The 16,875-nt window shown below is 64.3% G+C and carries 13 protein-coding genes and 1 pseudogene; 4 read left to right on the top strand and 10 right to left on the bottom strand.

Annotated features, from left to right (window positions below; translation table 11 throughout):
• Positions 1-153 precede the first annotated feature (153 nt).
• The 6 genes and pseudogenes from U0023_RS23730 to pyrF all read right to left on the bottom strand — a co-directional run.
• Positions 154-375: pseudogene (locus tag U0023_RS23730) on the bottom strand (IS6 family transposase); the annotation flags it as partial.
• Between the two features lie 573 nt (positions 376-948).
• Complete coding sequence (locus tag U0023_RS23725; RefSeq protein ID WP_009488608.1) at positions 949-1,794, bottom strand: hypothetical protein; 846 nt, start codon at positions 1,792-1,794, stop codon at positions 949-951.
• A gap of 184 nt (positions 1,795-1,978) precedes the next feature.
• Positions 1,979-2,578 carry a hypothetical protein gene (locus U0023_RS23720; protein WP_009488609.1) on the bottom strand — a complete coding sequence of 200 codons (600 nt, stop codon included), beginning with the start codon at positions 2,576-2,578 and terminating at the stop codon, positions 1,979-1,981.
• Entirely contained in the window at positions 2,575-3,390 is an 816-nt protein-coding gene (locus U0023_RS23715; protein WP_009488610.1) for an inositol monophosphatase family protein, read from the bottom strand. The genes U0023_RS23720 and U0023_RS23715 overlap by 4 nt, the downstream gene beginning before the upstream one ends.
• A gap of 39 nt (positions 3,391-3,429) precedes the next feature.
• Positions 3,430-4,788, bottom strand: a complete 1,359-nt coding sequence (locus U0023_RS23710) for a metallophosphoesterase family protein (protein WP_009488611.1) — start codon at positions 4,786-4,788, stop codon at positions 3,430-3,432.
• 129 nt (positions 4,789-4,917) lie between these two features.
• On the bottom strand, positions 4,918-5,844 hold the full coding sequence (gene pyrF / locus U0023_RS23705; RefSeq protein WP_210160973.1) for an orotidine-5'-phosphate decarboxylase: 927 nt from the start codon (positions 5,842-5,844) through the stop codon (positions 4,918-4,920).
• 112 nt (positions 5,845-5,956) lie between these two features.
• Here pyrF and U0023_RS23700 point away from each other — a divergent pair, with 112 nt between their 5' ends.
• The 4 genes from U0023_RS23700 to U0023_RS23685 all read left to right on the top strand — a co-directional run bounded on the left by U0023_RS23700 (position 5,957) and on the right by U0023_RS23685 (position 10,726).
• A complete protein-coding gene (locus tag U0023_RS23700; protein WP_322883825.1) occupies positions 5,957-6,814 on the top strand; it encodes a LysR substrate-binding domain-containing protein in 858 nt (285 codons plus the stop codon).
• A gap of 217 nt (positions 6,815-7,031) precedes the next feature.
• Entirely contained in the window at positions 7,032-9,581 is a 2,550-nt protein-coding gene (locus U0023_RS23695; RefSeq protein ID WP_009488614.1) for a PAS domain S-box protein, read from the top strand.
• Between the two features lie 314 nt (positions 9,582-9,895).
• Entirely contained in the window at positions 9,896-10,384 is a 489-nt protein-coding gene (locus tag U0023_RS23690; RefSeq protein WP_009488615.1) for an Hsp20 family protein, read from the top strand.
• Between the two features lie 75 nt (positions 10,385-10,459).
• Positions 10,460-10,726 carry a hypothetical protein gene (locus U0023_RS23685; RefSeq protein WP_009488616.1) on the top strand — a complete coding sequence of 89 codons (267 nt, stop codon included), beginning with the start codon at positions 10,460-10,462 and terminating at the stop codon, positions 10,724-10,726.
• Between the two features lie 876 nt (positions 10,727-11,602).
• On the opposite strand, the gene U0023_RS23680 is transcribed toward U0023_RS23685, so the two are convergent.
• Genes U0023_RS23680 through U0023_RS23665 form a run of 4 tightly spaced genes read right to left on the bottom strand, consistent with a single transcriptional unit; the run spans position 11,603 to position 16,844 of the window.
• A complete protein-coding gene (locus tag U0023_RS23680) occupies positions 11,603-12,715 on the bottom strand; it encodes a tryptophan 7-halogenase (RefSeq protein ID WP_009488617.1) in 1,113 nt (370 codons plus the stop codon).
• A complete protein-coding gene (locus tag U0023_RS23675) occupies positions 12,716-14,665 on the bottom strand; it encodes a LodA/GoxA family CTQ-dependent oxidase (RefSeq protein ID WP_245272817.1) in 1,950 nt (649 codons plus the stop codon). It lies immediately after the preceding gene.
• Positions 14,666-14,724: 59 nt separating this feature from the next.
• On the bottom strand, positions 14,725-15,414 hold the full coding sequence (locus U0023_RS23670) for a hypothetical protein (protein ID WP_009488619.1): 690 nt from the start codon (positions 15,412-15,414) through the stop codon (positions 14,725-14,727).
• Positions 15,415-15,452: 38 nt separating this feature from the next.
• Positions 15,453-16,844: a hypothetical protein gene (locus U0023_RS23665; RefSeq protein WP_009488620.1), complete on the bottom strand. Its 1,392-nt coding sequence runs from the start codon at positions 16,842-16,844 to the stop codon at positions 15,453-15,455.
• Positions 16,845-16,875: the final 31 nt, after the last annotated feature.

Below are 16,875 nucleotides of genomic sequence, written 5' to 3'. Positions count from 1 at the left end.
CGCCTTTGGCTGCAACGCTCACCACGGTCGCTCTTGACGGCCGCAGCTTGCAGGGGTTTGAGGCCGGCACCTGACCGCAGACCTCGAGGGGCCAACCCTCATCTCTTGTACAGCTCCACATCTCCTCCTTCAGAAATGTGTTCGTGACACACCATCGACGTGCCACCTGCCGGTGACGGCTCGCTTGCACCGATTGAACCGCTTCAGCAATTCGGGCGAGTAGCGCACAATCCATCTGTGAATGGTCGCGTGATCGACGGAGATCCCCCGCTCGGCCATCATCTCCTCCAGATTTCGGAGGCTAAGGTTGTAAGCCAGATACCACCGGACGCAGAGCAGGATCACCGACCAATCAAAATGCCTGCCTTTGAACATCCCTGTCTCCGCTCCTGTGACTATGGTCACCGTAGCTGAAACTCTGAAACGAAAAGTTTGCGACGGATCCCTCCGAGGTGCCCGCCATCCGGATCGCGACCAGGGACTTCCGTTGATCCGCCCCGCCGTGCCATAGGTGCCCGTCATGCAAGAGCCCGACCCCAGACAACGCACGAAACTCCTCAGGATCCGAGCGCGGCAATGCCGCTTCATCGTCTCGGAGGACACGCGCAACGCCGTCTGTTGCGGAGCCCCAACGGCTGACGAATCCAGTTGGTGCGACTGGCACCGGCGGCTCGTCTACGTCCCGGCACAGCCCCTGAGGGGCGGGCGCGAGGCGCTGGCGTCGTGAGCCAGACGAGTCGCGCGGGCCGCTCGGTTCCGGGCCGGAGCATGCAAGTGACAGTTTATGCGCGGTCCCCGAGAAGACCGTCCCATTCCGCACTGGACCTACACCCGGCCCTTTCGTCGGATCGCGCCAGAAGACGCGGCTTATCGGCTCTGCCATCCTCCTGGCCTGCCATCGCGACGACCCGAAATTCGAGTGACTAACCAGTCTGCGGTGAGCTCGCTTCAATCGACCTGGGTCAACCGTCCATCGTCGGCGACTTCAACGAGATCCTCCCAGAGACCTCTGCTTCGGACAAGCTGGTCGCTGCAGTGGGATTCCGGCGTGAGACCTGTCCAGAACACACAGAACGGCATGATCACGGGTTTCGGGATCGCCAGTGCCTCCTGAAGCTGCAGGATCGCCTTGACCTCCAGGCACCTTTGCTTGTTGTCGAACCCCGCCCTGAGTTCTGCTCTGCGGTTCTGGCCGAATACGATGCTCGATCCATGCATCAGAGCGATGACGTAGAGGGTGAGGTACGATCTGATCGATTCCAGACGCTGCTCGTCCGCCTTGTCCATCAGGTCGGCCGCGATCAGGGCCGCCTTCAGCTCGTCGAAGACGGTCTTGTCGGTGAAAGCGGGATTCCAAATGAAGCTTCCTCCGAAGTATAGGAGGACCCGCTCCTCCCGCTCGGTGAGAGGCTGCACCTTGTCGATCTTTTTCATGGCCTGAACGGCAGCCGATCTCGCGACCTCCCGCGTGAGCCCGAGACGCGCGTTGACCTGTTCGTTCGAGGCAATGCGCAGGTTGGCCTCGATGGCCGGCTTGAAATCGGCCCAGGACCGTGGCTTGCCCATAAGCGACCCGAGCCAGACGTCGGCGCTTGTGAACACGTCCCGTACGACCTGTGTCACCGGGCCCTTCTTTCGCTCCGCGCGATGCGCCACGAAGTCACCGATCTCCCGCACGCTGTCGCCGGTCCCACGGTTTTCCCGCAATGCGAGGTACAGTTCGTGCAGGTCGTCCCGGCGACGTTCCCCCGACAACAGACGCTCGACCCGACGCTCTAGGCCCCTCTTGATCATCGATTCCTGTTCCAGCTCAAACACCCGGTCCACTCGGCTTCGCCATCGCAGCAAGCTGGGCTGACTAACGCCGGATTCGTCGGAGAGAGGCAAGGGCCTAACTCTGGCCGCCGGAGGTTAGACGAGCGCTGCCGGCGTTAGTCAGCCTTGAGGACTGAACCAGCCATGAGGCTTCCCGTGCCGGCTAAAGATCGAGCCCCGAGACCACCCCGTCACGCGCTACGAGGGCGATCCGGATACCGACCCGTCTGACGAGCGGACGGATCCTCCAGACCTCTGCCAGCCGGCGGAATACAGGCGTGTCCGGCACGGCCGCGACCACGACGTCGTCGGCGGAGACTTCGAACAGAAGCGCTTGGCCGAGGGCTGCCGTTAGGAGCGGATACTCCGGGCTGCCGGGCTTTCGGATGAGTGGGCCCTTCTTGCATTCGGCGACGATGCGGCAGCCGTCGACCGTGGTGACGACGTCACCCTCGCCCGGCCGCGAGTGGACGCGGATGGTCTTGTCGCCGCGCCGATACGCGCCTGTCCAGGCGTTCCGGCAGACCTGCGGCTCCTTGATTGGCTCCCATCCGGTGCCGGCCATGAAGCGCCCGATGTCGAAGATGACGGCGTCCCCGACCTTGATGCTGGCACCGTCGATCGCGACGCTGGCCATAGCTCCCGAGCCCGGCAGCGACAGGATGAACTCGGCCAGGCGCAGGGCCACCTCAGCCTCCGGCATGCGGTCGGTCGGTAGGCCGAGGTCCGGCAGGCTCCTCGCTGGATGGAAGGACCCGCTCACTCGCCTTGTCCATTTAGGAGGGTGCTCCTGACGACATCCCATACCTCGCGGTTCTGGCCGATGAGCAGGCCGGGCCGCTGATCCGACGGCCAGTACTCCGATCCATCAAGGCGGGCGACATGCCCTCCGGCTTCCTCGACGAGGAACGCTCCACGGGCATGGTCCCAGGGCAGGAGACGCCAGAACATCAGGAAGTTCTGAGAGCCCCGGATGATCGAGGGATAGTCGACGCCGGCGCATTTGGCTCCTGGCAGCACCTCAGCGAGCCCGGGCGATCCCACCGCCACCTGCTCCTTGATCTCCTCCGGCAGGAACCGCGTGAGCACGGAGCCGCGGCATTCAGAGACGGTCAAAGATGCCGTCGATGTGTGAACCCGGACACCATCGATGAAGGCTCCATCGCCGCGAGAGGCCACCGACAGCTGGCCGCTCATCGGATCGAGGAGCCACGAAGCCATCGTCCGCCCATCCTGCAGAAGCGCGACCATGACGGAGAAGGCAGCTGAGCCGGCGACGAAGTTGGGGGTCCCGTCGAGCGGATCGACGAGCCAGACGTGCCCCTCATCCAGCCCGTCCATGAGAGACGGATTCGAGGCGACAGCCTCCTCTCCGACGACGCGTGAGCCGGGAAGGAGCGCTGCGAGTTTGGGGCTGATGATCTGCTCGGCCTCCCGGTCAGCGACGGTCACGACCTCGCCGGGCGTCTTCTCCTCGACGTCGCCTGCCAGCAGTTTCCGGTAGCGCGGCAGGATGGCCTCGGCAGCGGCTTGGCGCAGGATCGTCGCCACCTCGTCCATCACGTCTGAGCGCATTGAAGTCTCCCTGGGTGCTGTCACCAACTCGCCGAACCTTTAGCCGATAGCGAACGAAACCGTCAGCTCCGGTCCGGCGAAAGGTCGGTCCTCGCCGCCATGTTGACCGTGCCCGACGCTCCAGCGGCCCGGCCACTGCAGCGTCTCCAGCCCTGTCGCGGAGGCGGCCGCAAGCGAGGTCCATCGCTCCTCGCCCCAAGGCCGGTACAGGACACCGCCCGGCCCGATGTCGGGGTTGATCGCGAGATGCAGGTCGAAGTTTTCGCCGGCTGGAAAGCTGGGACCGATCAAGTAATGCGGGCTCCGGCCCGGCTCGCGCCCCATGATCAGGGTCAGGGTGTGCCGCGGTCCCTGCAACCCGATCCAGATCGGGGCGATGCTTCCCGGCGAGAAGGCGGATAGCAGCGTCTGCGCCGAGCGGATCGTCTCGGCTGCCGTGCGGCCTCGCAAGCGCAACTCGATCTTGCGGCCCGATTGCAGTCGTCCGGTGATGGGTGCAAGGCCCTCTCCTCTGGCAAGGTCCCGCCACCGTTCGGCGGTGAACGGTGCCATCGGCCATGTCAATCGTTCCCGCGCGGTCCCGTCCGTATCGAGGACTTGATAGCGCAGTCCATGTTCGTCGAGAGCCGCCTGGACGCAGTGGAGATACTCGACGCCTTCGGGCATGCGGTGCGCCGTTCCCGCTCCTGCCGTGCAGATCTGGAGCACGCCCCGATGCACCTGCACGTCGAAGGCCAGGATATGACTGCACAGGTAGGCGAGCACGTCCGCCTCCACCAGGATGTCCCAGAAGCGGCCGGCATGCTCGGGACCGATCTCGCGCTGATAAGGGCCTGAGAACCCGTTGACGGGGTAGACCGGATGATGCCCCAGAACCAGCTTGTGCCGGGCCTCCGCATGCTGGCGCAGCACGCCCTCCAGCCACTCGGTCTCGACGTGGCCCTCCCCGCCCAGGCCAGTCCAGAGTGTATGAACGAAGACCAGCAGGAGGTCACCGCGGCGCACCCAGTACGACAGACCCTCCTGCCCGGGCGGCCCGTTCCGGGGCAGGTCGAGCACTTCCCGGAACACGTTCTCGCTCATCGTGTCGTAAGTCGTGTGATTCCCCGTGGTGTGCCAGAGTGGGATGGTCGCGCGGTCGAGCCAGCTCATCTCGCGATCAAGCCAATACCGCCATTGCGCCCGCAGCGCGTCGGCATCGGCTGTGAGGCCAATGATCTCGTCGCCCGGGAACAGGATGAATTCCGGCTGTGGCCGCAGCCGCCGGATCACTGCGTTGACGGAGGCGAACGTCCTTTCATACAGGGCACCGGGCACGCCGGAGCAGGAGTCGCCGTAGAGGACAAACTGATGACCTCGAGCGCGCGGCAAGAGAGCCGGGATTTCGTCTATTGGCATTGCCTCAGCTCTCCTGACGTAAAAGCGAAACACCCACTATGTGCGATGGGGTGAGAGCCGTTCTTGCTGGCGCGAACAGCCGGACGGCCTTCATGTTCATCCACGAATAACTACTATGCGCGCATGCCCTCACGACACCGCCAGGGAAGGCTCGGCATCGCACGCTGACCAGGCCGCCTCACGATAGCGCTCGATCGCATCGCGCAGCCCGACAAGGCTTGGGCCATGGCGAAGGATTGCGCGAGATACCGAGGGGAGGACGCGTCCCTGTGCGCTGCGAAACTTAGTGCCCACCTCAGCCATGTTAGCCCCTTGCGCTCCGACGCCGGGTGCAAGGATCAGAGCCTGCGGCAGACGATCGATGATGGCCGTCGCCGCCGGATCAATCGTTGCACCAACCACGGCGCCCAGCACACCGATACCGGCCCCTTGGGAAGCGTTGAAGGCCGTGATGTCGTCGGCCAAGGCTTCCGCCACTGTGCGGCCGTCCGGATGACGGGCATCCTGGAGCAGCCGCCCGTCCGGGTTCGAGGACTGCACCACCACGAACACGCCCGCCCCCAAGGTGATCGCGCGACTGAACATCGGTTGCAACGCTCCGAACCCGAGATAGGCGCTGACCGTCACCGCGTCACCACCGAAACCGCTCCCGGCACCGAGCATGGCGACCGCATAACCTTCCATCGTTCCGGCGACGTCGCCCCGCTTGGCATCGATCAGGCAGAGCGAACCCTGACTTCGGATCTGCGCGGTCGCGACAGCGAGTTCGTTCAAGCCTTTGGGACCAAGGCGTTCGAAGAAGCCCATCTGCGGTTTGACGACTGCAACGAGGTCGCCCGCCGCCTCCAGCACCGTCCCACAGAACCTGCGCAGGCCCTCGGCATCATTCTCGAGGCCCCATTGTCCGAGCAATTCCTCCGACGGATCGAGGCCCAAGCAAAGCGGCGATCGACGACCTGCAAGATCAGTAAAGCGTTCAACAAAGCTGGCCATGAACTGAGTTCCCCTGATGCGACGGTGTAGATGATCAGGCCTTCTATTGTCCTTGCCGTTCACTCGGCAATCGATTAAGCCGCCCCATGCTGTGAGCTGAGGTCACATGGTCAGACGTCGCCTTCCCTCTCTGAGGGCTCTGCAGGCTTTCGAGGCCTTTGTCCGGGCCGGTTCGATGGTGCGCGCGGCAGAAGAACTCTGCGTCACGCATGGCGCTGTGAGTCGTCAGATCAAAGCACTCGAACAACAGTTGGGCGCGAAACTGCTGACAGGGCCGCGGCACAACCTCACCTTCACGCCGACGGGACGTGAACTCGCCGCCAGCCTTTCAGCGGCCTTCGACCAGATTTCTGCGGCACTGCCTGGAACTGACGCGAGCGAGGACCTTATCATCTCGTCACCAGGCACATTCGCAATGAAGTGGCTTATTCCGCGCCTTGCGAATTTTGTTGCATCAAACCCGGAGATTCAGGTCCGGATTGTGGAAGACGATGGACCGGTGGAGTTTGGCGATAGCGGCGTCCAGGCCGCGATCCGGCTCCATAAAGGCGCCGCTCCATCTGGGCTCAAAGCAACGGCCTTTCTCGACCATGCCTTTGGCCCCGTGCTGTCTCCCGCCCTTTTTGAAACGGCAGGAGGCACGCCGATGCAAGTTCTTCGCCTGCCGCGGCTGCATAGCGAGACGTTCCCCGGGGGATGGGACCAATGGGCCGCAGATGTCGGCCTCGCGCTCCCGCCATCGGCTGAGCGTTCCTTCGAGCACAATTCCTACCTGCTGGAAGCGGTGGCCGGTGGCCTCGGCGTTGCCGTGACGGCTTGGGCCTTCGCACAGGCCGACATTGAAAGCGGCCGTCTGATCGCGCCGTGGGGCTTCAGAGCCCTTGCCAGTCGATTCACCTTTCTGCGTCCCTCCCTTGCCAAACATCCGATCGCGGATCGATTTGCGATTTGGCTTCTGGCCGAAGGCCGGCGTTCAAAGCAGCCACCGCCGTCCTTATTCGAGACTGGGACCTTCTCGCGCCTCGTTGTATGAATGAATGCCCTGCCAATCAAAGCAGGATCGTGCGGAGGTCTGTTCGGCTTGCGGATCGAGCGCTTGCCTGGGCGGGCGGTTCACCGGTGATGGGGCCGTCGATCGAGCCGGCATCTCCGGCATGTTCCGCGAAGCTCAGTGCAGGGTCGCCGCTGGACAGGATGGAACCAAACTTAGCAACAAAGTGTTACTCCCTGTTGGATCTAGCGGGGATGTAATGTTACGTGTGGTACAGGGGGCAGAGACCGTCGACCCAATATTCACCTTGAGCGACAGAGGGCTCGAACTCTTCCCGGCCCCTGCATACCTATGCGCTGTGGACGGACGCATTCTCCGGTACAACGGTAAAGCCGCCGAACTTTGGGGCCAATCACCATCTGGCAGTGGGAACCAGGTCCATTTCTGCGGCTGGGAGCGCCGGTTCTGGCCGGATGGCCGCCTCATGGCTCCCTCGGAGACGCCTGTTGCCGAGGTTCTCCGGACGGGAGTCGCCGTCAAAGATCGTGACCTGACGGTCGAACGGTCCGACGGAACCCGTCTCTGGATCTCGGTCAGTTGTGATCCGATCCGTACCGACGCGGGCGCGGTGGTGGGGGCGATCGCCTGCCTTCAGAATATCACCGCGCGACGGAAAGCCGAACTCGAACTCAGCCAAGGATTCGATCAGCTCATCGATTTCTTCGAGAACGGAGCCTTCGGCCTGCATGTCGTCGGTTCCAATGGTCGGATCATCCGGGCCAACAAAGCCGAGTTGGCCCTGCTCGGCTACACGGCCGAGGAGTATATCGGCCGCCCCATTGCCGAGTTCCACGTCGATCAGGATACGATCCAGGACATCCTGAACCGGCTCGCACGCGGCGAGACCATCAAGAATTACAGGGCCCGGCTGCGGGCCAAGGATGGCTCGATCAAGCATGTCCAGATCACTTCGAGCGGCCGCTTCGAGGATGGACAGCTCAGCCATACCCGCTGCTTTACCGTGGACGTGACCGAGCAGCATCTGGCCAAGAGGGCCCTGCGGGAGGGGCGCGAGCGCCTCAGCGTTACCTACCAGTCCATCCCGGTGGGGCTCGCAGAGGTCGACGAACAGGGGCAATACGTCAGGGTGAACGACGCCCTCGTCCAAATCACCGGCTTTGCGCAGGATGAGCTTCTGGCGCGAACCTTCCTCGATATCACTCATCCCGACGACAAGCGGGAGGACGCCGAGCTTCATGCACGCCTGGTTCAGGGCGAGATCGAGCGCTACAGCGTTCAGAAGCGCTTCATCCGACGTGATGGGGCCGTCGTCATCGTTGAGATCGTGAGTTCGGCCATTCGGGATGAGGATGGCCGCTTTCGCTACGGCATGCGGGTGGTTCAGGATGTGACCGAGCGCCGCCGCGCTCAGACGATGCTCGAAGAGAGCGAACGCCGCACCAGGGAAATTCTCGACGCGCTTCCCGTTGCAGTCTACAGCACCGACGCCGCAGGACAGATTACATACTTCAATCCGGCAGCGGTCGATTTTGCCGGCCGCCGCCCCGCGATCGGCGACAAGTGGTGCGTCACCTGGCGGCTGTTCTGGCCCGACGGCACGCCCCTGCCCCATGACGAATGTCCGATGGCGGTCGCACTCAGGGAGGGACGGCCGGTGCGAGGCGCGGAGGCTGTGGCCGAGCGGCCAGACGGAACCCGCATCCCGTTCATCCCCTATCCCACACCGCTTTTCGACTCCTCCGGAGCCCTGACCGGGGCCATCAATGTGCTCGTGGACGTTACCGAGAGCAAGCGTAGTCACGAACTGGCCCAACGGCTTGCCGCCATCGTCAACACCTCGCAGGACGCCATCGTCAGCAAGGATCTCTCGGGCGTCATCCAGACCTGGAACGACGGCGCACAGCAGCTTTTCGGATACAAGGCGGATGAAGCCATAGGGCGATCGATCACGATGCTGCTCCCGCCAGATCGCCTGGTCGAGGAAGAGATCATCCTCGGTCATATCCGTGAGGGCAGAAGGGTTGAGCCCTACGAAACAGTCCGCCGCCGCAAGGATGGCAGCTTTGTCGATATCTCGCTGGCGGTCTCGCCGATCAAGGATGCCTCAGGTCGCGTGATCGGCGCGTCGAAGATTGCTCGCGATGTCACCGAGCGCAGGAAAGCCGACGAACAACAGCAGCTTCTCATCCATGAGCTGAACCACCGGGTGAAGAACACTCTGGCCGTTGTGCAGTCGTTGGCGCATCAAAGCTTCCGGTCCGAGCGCGCGAACGCAGGGTACAGGCAGTTTGAGGCGCGGCTGCTGACGCTCTCGGCGGCCCACAACGTCCTGACCGAAGAGCGGTGGGAGAGCGCCCGGCTGGATGAGCTCGTGACGAGAATCGTGGCACCCCATTGCGCGAATCCCGAACGGGTGCATACCAGTGGTCCGGCCGTTCGCGTGCCTCCATTCATGGCTCTCGGACTTGCGATGGCCCTGCACGAGCTTTGCACCAACGCCTCAAAGTACGGCGCCCTTTCGAGCCCAACCGGACATGTCCGATTGGAATGGGCGGTAGCCGGCCGCGATGGAATTCATCGTCTTCGCGTCCATTGGGAGGAGATCGGCGGACCACCGGTTACGCCGCCGGCCCGTGCCGGGTTCGGATCGCGGCTTCTGCTCCACGGGCTGGCCCGCGAACTCCAGGGACATGTGCAGCACGAGTTCCGGCCCACAGGGGTCGTCTGCATCATCGATGCGCCCTTGCCTTCCGGCTTCCCGAGGGGCGAAGTTTATGGCGAGGGTTGAACCGATGAGAGAAGCCGTTCTTTGCCGGATGAACCGACACGGCCCGGACTCGGATCTTCCTCCTCGCATCAAAAGCCAAGAACGCGAGACCCAGCGCTCCAGCCCCAGCAGGATCCCGATCGAGCCGCGTTACAAGTCTGAGTGATCCCACGATTTAAGACGGCTGACCGCGTTGTTTTGGCAGAGTTGGCGGTCTTGACGACGTAAAATCCTGTTCCTAACTCGAAGGCTGCCAAGGCTCAGACGAGCTTGGCACACGGGCGCCGGCGGTGTCCGGCGCTCTCGGATCCATGTTGCTCAAAGAGGATATGGCTATGAGAACCTTCGACATTTCCCCCCTGTACCGCTCCACGGTCGGGTTCGACCGCCTGTTCGACATGCTCGATCAGTCCGCGCGCGTCGAGCCCATGACCAACTGGCCGCCTTACAACATCGAGAAAGTGGGCGACGACCAGTACCGGATCACCATGGCGGTGGCCGGGTTCTCCCCGGACGAGATCGAGCTTACCCAGCACGGCTCCGCCCTGCTGGTGACCGGACACAAGGCTGCCGAGGAGGACAAGCAGTACCTGCACCGCGGCATCGCCACCCGAGCCTTCAAGCAGACGTTCAACCTCGCCGACCACGTGAAGGTGAAGGGTGCGAGCCTGGAGAACGGGCTGCTCACGGTCGATCTGGTGCGCGAGGTGCCCGAAGCCTTGAAGCCGCGCCGGATCGAGATCGCCACGAACGATCAGCCTGTGATGGCGCAGGACAACGCCAAGCAGATCGAGCACGAACCGCAGAAGACCAAGGCCGCGTAGGCGAGCCGGCAGCGAAGTAGCCTCGGGCGCCTCCTGCCCGAGGCTGGACCGTTTGGCAGAATTCAGGAGGGATCCATGCAACACACCTTCAGAGATGACATCGCGAGCGAGCTTACGTTTTCCCGTCACAGATCCAGTCACCCTTTCACGCATCCGCAGCAGGTGCTCGGGCATGCCCTCCTGTCGCGAGGCGAGAAGCGGGCCCTGCTGGCCGAATGGGCGTCGGACGCCTGTTCGGTCGAAGGCCGACCTGGATGGCGGCAGATCCCCGGGTCGGGCGCCGTTGTCGTGATCGACGACATCCTTGCTGCCCTCAGGGCGCTGGACACCAGTCATAGTTGACCGAGCGTGGGATGAGAACCGAACCCTCCGTCCCGCCCGCCCCAGGCGCCATCATCGGGTTGCCTTGGCTCCCTGCCAACGCTCGTCGCCACGAAGTCCGTGCCCTGCCCGACCTGGATCGCGCCCTAGTGACCCCCGCGTCCGTGTTCGCGTCACCCAACGACGTGGTGCGTCATCCCCGTCTCACCCTTAATTGCAAGCGTGAGATCCTGTGGCGCTGGGCCTGGGACGAGTACCTCCTCGACCTGGCGCTCGCCGATGGCATGCCCGAAGGCGAGCCGCCGCGTCTGCCGGAGGTGAAAGCGGCCTTGCCTGCTGAACATCGAATGGAGCCCAGATCCCGCAGCGCCGGCGATGCCCATCCCGCAGGTCGAGCAGCACGAGCTTTGTCTTGCTGCCTGAGCTCAAGGCTTCATGCCAGAGCGCCCAAGCAAGCACCGTGCTCGACCCAGGGCCCTCCAGCGATGGCGGGCCCTGATCATCTTTGGGTATGTCGGAGGCGCTGATGAGAAGCCCGCAGCAGGTCGGTCACTCCGGCACTTGGATACGGAAACCCTGTCAGGCGGTATGGTCTGGCACCACGACCGGGTGGAGGACGATCTTGCATCTCTCCAAAGCCATTGGATCCGTGCTTTCCCCACTACCAAACATCGAAAGTCGGTAATGGCTCATCCGAGGAGAATGCGAACACCTCGGGAATGTCTGTTGTCCCTTTCGTCAGCAGACATTCAGTCTACTTCGCAAATGTGCCAATTACGGTCTTGAACACGCGCCATGAACTTTCTCTAAAGCAGACGTGCATGGGACCCCTTGTTCAGGCCGAGCGAGCGGGAGCGCGTCGAGAAGATCGCCCTTCCAGCAACGGTCGTTCCTGATTCACACTATATGGCCGTGCGTGGACATGAACGTCCAGAAGCCGCCCTCAGGCCAGCGCCGAACGGCGGAGTAGATCGGTACGAGGCGCGCATGACTGTGCTGCCATGTCGCGCGGATGGCAGCGGCGTAGGCAGGCAGGGCAGAGTTGTCGCCACAGAGAGCACGGTGCGCCGCGCGGCCGCCGGCCAGGCCCGATGCCAAGGCATTCGCGAGTCCTTGTGAGGCGAGTGGATCGAAGCTCGCCGCCGCGTCTCCCACCGCGATCCAACCCTCTCCGGCGGCCTTATCGAGAAGCGAGCTTGACGCGTCGACAAGGCAGATTTCGCCTTGCTGGACGACTCGCTGGATCCGTAGGGCAAACGGCCCGGCCTCGGCGCACGCCTGGAGCAGCCGGCGACGCGGGTCGCTAGCCGAGGAGGAGGACAGACTAGGGGCGAAAAGATAGCCGCAGGCGAAGGATCGCTGAGGTACCTCCACCGCGTACCACCATCCGTCCGGTGCCGCCGCCACCGATAGATGCGCGGCCTCGCTAACCTCCTCGGCGAGGCGGCAGAAGGCGTGGATAGCCAGCAGGCGCTTCGGTCGCCCCAGCCGCGCGCCCAGGCGGCGGGCCAGGACGGCCGGGCGCCCGCTCGCATCCACGAGGAAGCGCGCTTCGACCCGGCCTGCCGCTCCCACACTGAGTCTCCACTGCCCGGCCACACCGTCCAGCCCGTCAACCCGGATGCCCTTGCTCAGCACGGCGCCAGCCGCGGCGGCCCGGCTCGCCAGCAGCGCCTCGAAGCGCAGCCGGTCGATTGACCAGCCGCGCCCACCGGGATGCATTAGAAGGTCGTCCCGCTCAACAGTTTCTGCGGCCCAGGACCGCTGGATCGACAGGAGCGGCATGGCGAGTTGGTTATCAATGGCAAGCTCATCGAGAAGGCCGAGAGCTGCGAGCGAGGGCACGGCATTGGGCGTCAGCACCTCTCCTGGCTTGCGCCGCACCATCCCGTCGCCATCGAGCACGACGACACTTCGGCCGAGCCGCGCCAGCTCTCCCGCCGCTGCCAGCCCGGCCGCTCCAGCGCCCACGACCGCCGCGTCCCACTGTGGTGCCCGGCCCTCCGCCAATCAGATCTCGCCCTGTCGGAACCGATGGCGGGGCGGCACATGCACCTGCGGCCCCGCCGGCCCCTCGCTAGGCGCCGCGATTGTGGGCGGCGTCACGTCGCCAGCAAGGGCCTCGATGATCGCTACGAGTTTCGGTTTCTGGTCGGTTCCCGGATTGGCGTCGTCGCGCCCGGTTTCGAGATGGACCTCGGTAGGAAAGCCGGTCTGCACTAGCCAGTCCGGCGTGGGCCTCGGCTCCAGCACGCCCAGAGTCGCCCAGAGACGGACCATGTTGTCGATTCGCTCGAAATAGGTGCGCCCGCGAACGTCTCTCAGCCAGTCCTCTCGGTGGAAGGCATGCTTCAGGCGTTGTAAGAAGGCCGCGTTCCCGGGCGTGGCCGGCACCTCAGTCACGCGGGTCCAGGACTCGCTGCTCAGCACTTGCTCCGGCACACGCGCCCCCCAGAAACTCGGCATGGAAAGGAAAGTGCTGGGCTCGTAGTCGGCACTGGAATTGCAAGACGCCTCGTCAGTCTGCCAGGGCACGCCCAACCACCGGGTCAGCGCGCCCGGCCCAGCTGCTCCAGTCGCCCCATCCGGCCCAAGGCAGACCTCGGGCGTGAGTGTCGCCCCGAAATCCTGGCGCACGGCCTCTCCTTCCGCGATCAGATTAAGTCGGTAAAGCCCTCTCTCCGCGATCTCCGGCCGGTGGTGGAGCGCCCAAAGCTCAGGGCGGCGCAGCGGCCAGGAAATCTCGATGCCAGGGTGGAACGGCCCACCCAGGCACTCGCTGAGGCCCGCGCGCGTGAGCTGTGCAACTTGCCCCTCGGGGGTGTGCCCGGCAAAGTCAACTGGGATCGGGGGGCCGGCCCAATCGGAAGCGAAGTCGCCTTCTTTCCAGCGCCGCAGGTGCTCATGCATTGTCATCGTCACAGAAAGCAAGGTAAGGACGGCCTCCCCGGATTCGCCGTAGAGGTCGCCATAGATGTAGGGCAATTGGAGAAGCGGCGCCGGACCCAGCGGACCTGGGGCGCGGAATAGGGCGAAGACGCGCTCGCGCCAGGGGCGGTTTTCGGCCGATGCGTCGGCAAGGCGCGTGACGACCTCAGGCGACGCGGCATTGAGTGGCGAGCCGATTCCGTGAGCCACAAATAGCCCGTGATTGATCCATTGCAACCGCGTAAGGCGCTCGAAGATCGGCCACACGTCAGCCGAGAAGTTCGTTTCAGTCGGGCGCGGCAGCCAGCCCTGCGCCATGAAAGTCTCGCGCACCGTGTCGTCCATGGTCACGAGGCCGCTGAGGCCCGGCGCATAGTTGGGCGGAGTCACAACCACATAGCCGGGCTCCGCCTCGAACGTCGTTCCGCCAATCGTCACGCGGGCGCGCACGGGCCCATCGGCTAGGTCGTCGTGCCAGCGGTCGTTGTTGGCAAAGGTAGTGGGCCGCATCCCCGGCGGAAAGGAAGCGGACACGCCGCTGCCGCCGAGGAAGAGGAGTCGGCCCGCCTCGTCCGTGCGCAACTCGCCGAGGGGAACGAAGCTGCCCAGGAACTGCCCATCGTCGAACCTGTAGGCGGGGCCACTCAGATTCGTACCGCCGATGACGCGCCGCACCGGCCGGATGTCCAGGTCGGCGCGGGGACGGTGGTCGGCATTACGCCACTGCGCTGACTTGGCAAATGGCGGCGGCAGATCCATGGCTTGCTTGAACTGGTACCAGCCCGCCTTGAGGTTCGCGACCTCAACGCGCCACTCGATCGAAACTCCCTCGCCCGCAGTCAGCTCGGCGAAGCCCCCCGACCGCAGCTTCGCATAGAGGCGGAAGCGCGCGGCCTGGCGCTTGATCGCGCCGTTCGCCGTCTGGTAGCCGCCGCGCGCATCCGGCAGGCCCCCGATGGTCTCGGGGGCGAGCGTGTAGTCGTCGACACCCGGCGCGTTTCCGACCCGGGCAATGCCAATCGGGGGATACACACCGACCCACTCGACATCCGAAGCCTGCACCGCCATGATTCGTCCTCTCTGAAGGCTGCCTATTCGCCGAAGCGGAGATCTACCTCCTTCTCGTCTATGACCTCGCTGTCGAAGCCGGTGCTGCGTAGCACGCGGACGGAGGCGCTCGCTGCGCCCGGGAACTGGTTGCGATCGAGCTGGAAGTCCGGCGAATTCTTGCCCACGGCGATCGTTTGCCAGGCCTGATGGCCCTCCGGACGCACCTGGACGGTGTAGCTGACCCCAGGTTCCCCCTTAGACACGCCCTCCACGGTCATCTCGCGCTTCTCCGGGTGGCCAAGCGGCGCAGCGCCCATTGCAATGGCAGGGCCTGAGGCCGGCCCGCCTGCCGCCACGGCGGCAGGCGGGCCGGCCTCGAAAACCGCAGCCTCCTTGCCGGCATACAAAAGGACGAGGCGCCGCATGCCCTCGACGAAAGGGATAGCCACGTCGATCATTCCGTCGGTCGGGTTGTCCCCGGCCTCGCTCGGCAGCAGGATCGGAGGCCGGAAGCGCCCCAGTTCTCTTCCTTGCGCGCTTTGCGCGACCAGTTCGAACGGCCTCGGGGGAGGTGCAGCGGAATCCGGCGATCCGGATGCGCCGGCATTCACCCCGGCGGCCGGAACCCCGCCGGCCCGGATAGGGTTGACATAGAGGAATTCACCGGTCCCCTGCTGCAGGTCGACCGTGCCGAGCACGTGGATAAGCCTGTCCTCGTTATCTTCGGCCATGGCTGCCCTTCCTTCCGCGGCGTCGCGCCGCCTGCTTCTCAGCCCACTTTCGGTGCGAACAGTTCGTCTTCCAGAAGCAGCCGCTCGTGGATCCCTTCATAAGTATGAGCCGAAAGCCACTGATTGTCCGCATAGGTCATTACATCGTGGTACGTGTTCCCCGGCAGGGCACGCCTCGGAACACCCAGATCCGGATCGCCGATGTCAAAGCCGACGAAGATGTTGTCCGGGGTGCTGATTAGCCCATCCGGATAGGGGAAGCCCGTTTCGTCGGGGTCGTGAGGCTGCCCCGTCCCCGTTTGTGGATTGTAGCGCGGGAAGCCGGGATGCCGGCGCTGGAACGTATGGCCGAGCTCGTGGGCACCGTACCAGTCCGCAAAGCTCGAATCAGTATCCCAGCTGAACAGAACCCAGCCATTGGTTTTCGGAACGCCACACGGCCCCGAGGCGACCATCTGGAATTCCTTCGTCTGCTCATTGTAGTCAGCCTGCCCTCGCATAAAGTTGACTGTGGCACCGTTTTTGCCATCGACGTCGACCAAGCCGTAATAGTGCGTCCTCGGATCGATATGAGCCGTCTCGGCGCCGGAAAGGTTCATGCCGAACACCTCGGAGCCGCGCAGTGCCGACAATTGGGCGTTCACGAACACGGCCGTCGCTGCCCGATTCGGCGGATCGAAAGGCAGCGTCAGCCTGGCATTGCCATCGATCACGATCTGAGACCATTCGAGGGCAGAGACCGGATAGGCGCGCAGAAGATAGGATTTCAGCGCATTGAAGTGTACGGCGTCAGGCGTGACTGTCACGGGAGTGTTGGCCCTGTTGCGGTAGCGCAGACCGACCACACGAATGCGGAGCGGCGGGGACGGCCGGAAGGTCAGGCGGATCACGGGCTGAGGCGCTAGGGGAATGTCCGGGCCGCCCGGAACCATTACCCGGTTCAGCCGCAACTCGATGTCCCCCGCCGCGATCGCCTCGTTGGGAAGGGAAAAATTGATGCTTTGATCGATGTCGAAGCGCTGTTCGTCTATCCCGAGCGGGTTTGCGGGATTCATGCGCACCCGGTTCATTGCTGGCCAGTAAAAGGCGCCTCCTCCCCCGCGGCGCCAAGTAATTTCCGCCGTCACAATCGTAGTGCCGGCAAAGCTTTGCGGATCGAGGTAGACCCGCACGACGGTCGGCTTGTCGGCGATGAGGCGCACCGTGTTGTTCAGCGACTGGACGACCTGGGTAACTTCGACCCCACGGACAGCGATGCCGACGGCGGGCGCGGCTCCGAGGCCGGCAGCAAGGCGGGGGGCGCGGGCTCGCCTGATCGGCGGCTGGAAATAGTGCGAAGCGGCCGTTTGCCCGTCGCCGTCTCGGCGGGCCCGCGCCCCCCGCCTCCCCACGTCTTGGGCGCCGCTGCCGCGGTTTGCCATATTCGCCATTCGATCTCCTCCCTGAGTGAGCTTCAGCCTA

This window comes from Microvirga lotononidis, assembly GCF_034627025.1.
In the GTDB taxonomy this organism is placed as follows: Bacteria; Pseudomonadota; Alphaproteobacteria; order Rhizobiales; family Beijerinckiaceae; genus Microvirga; species Microvirga lotononidis.
Note: the sequence above shows the minus strand (reverse complement) of the source record. Positions and strands in the feature narration are given on the sequence as shown.

Coding starts and splice junctions, on each gene's coding strand:
- U0023_RS23665 (WP_009488620.1), bottom strand. CDS start 16,844: ATGGCGAATATGGCAAACCGCGGCAGCGGCGCCCAAGACGTGGGGAGG.
- U0023_RS23685 (WP_009488616.1), top strand. CDS start 10,460: ATGCAACACACCTTCAGAGATGACATCGCGAGCGAGCTTACGTTTTCC.
- U0023_RS23695 (WP_009488614.1), top strand. CDS start 7,032: ATGTTACGTGTGGTACAGGGGGCAGAGACCGTCGACCCAATATTCACC.
- U0023_RS23670 (WP_009488619.1), bottom strand. CDS start 15,414: ATGGCCGAAGATAACGAGGACAGGCTTATCCACGTGCTCGGCACGGTC.
- U0023_RS23725 (WP_009488608.1), bottom strand. CDS start 1,794: ATGATCAAGAGGGGCCTAGAGCGTCGGGTCGAGCGTCTGTTGTCGGGG.
- U0023_RS23690 (WP_009488615.1), top strand. CDS start 9,896: ATGAGAACCTTCGACATTTCCCCCCTGTACCGCTCCACGGTCGGGTTC.
- U0023_RS23700 (WP_322883825.1), top strand. CDS start 5,957: ATGGTGCGCGCGGCAGAAGAACTCTGCGTCACGCATGGCGCTGTGAGT.
- U0023_RS23715 (WP_009488610.1), bottom strand. CDS start 3,390: ATGCGCTCAGACGTGATGGACGAGGTGGCGACGATCCTGCGCCAAGCC.
- U0023_RS23710 (WP_009488611.1), bottom strand. CDS start 4,788: ATGCCAATAGACGAAATCCCGGCTCTCTTGCCGCGCGCTCGAGGTCAT.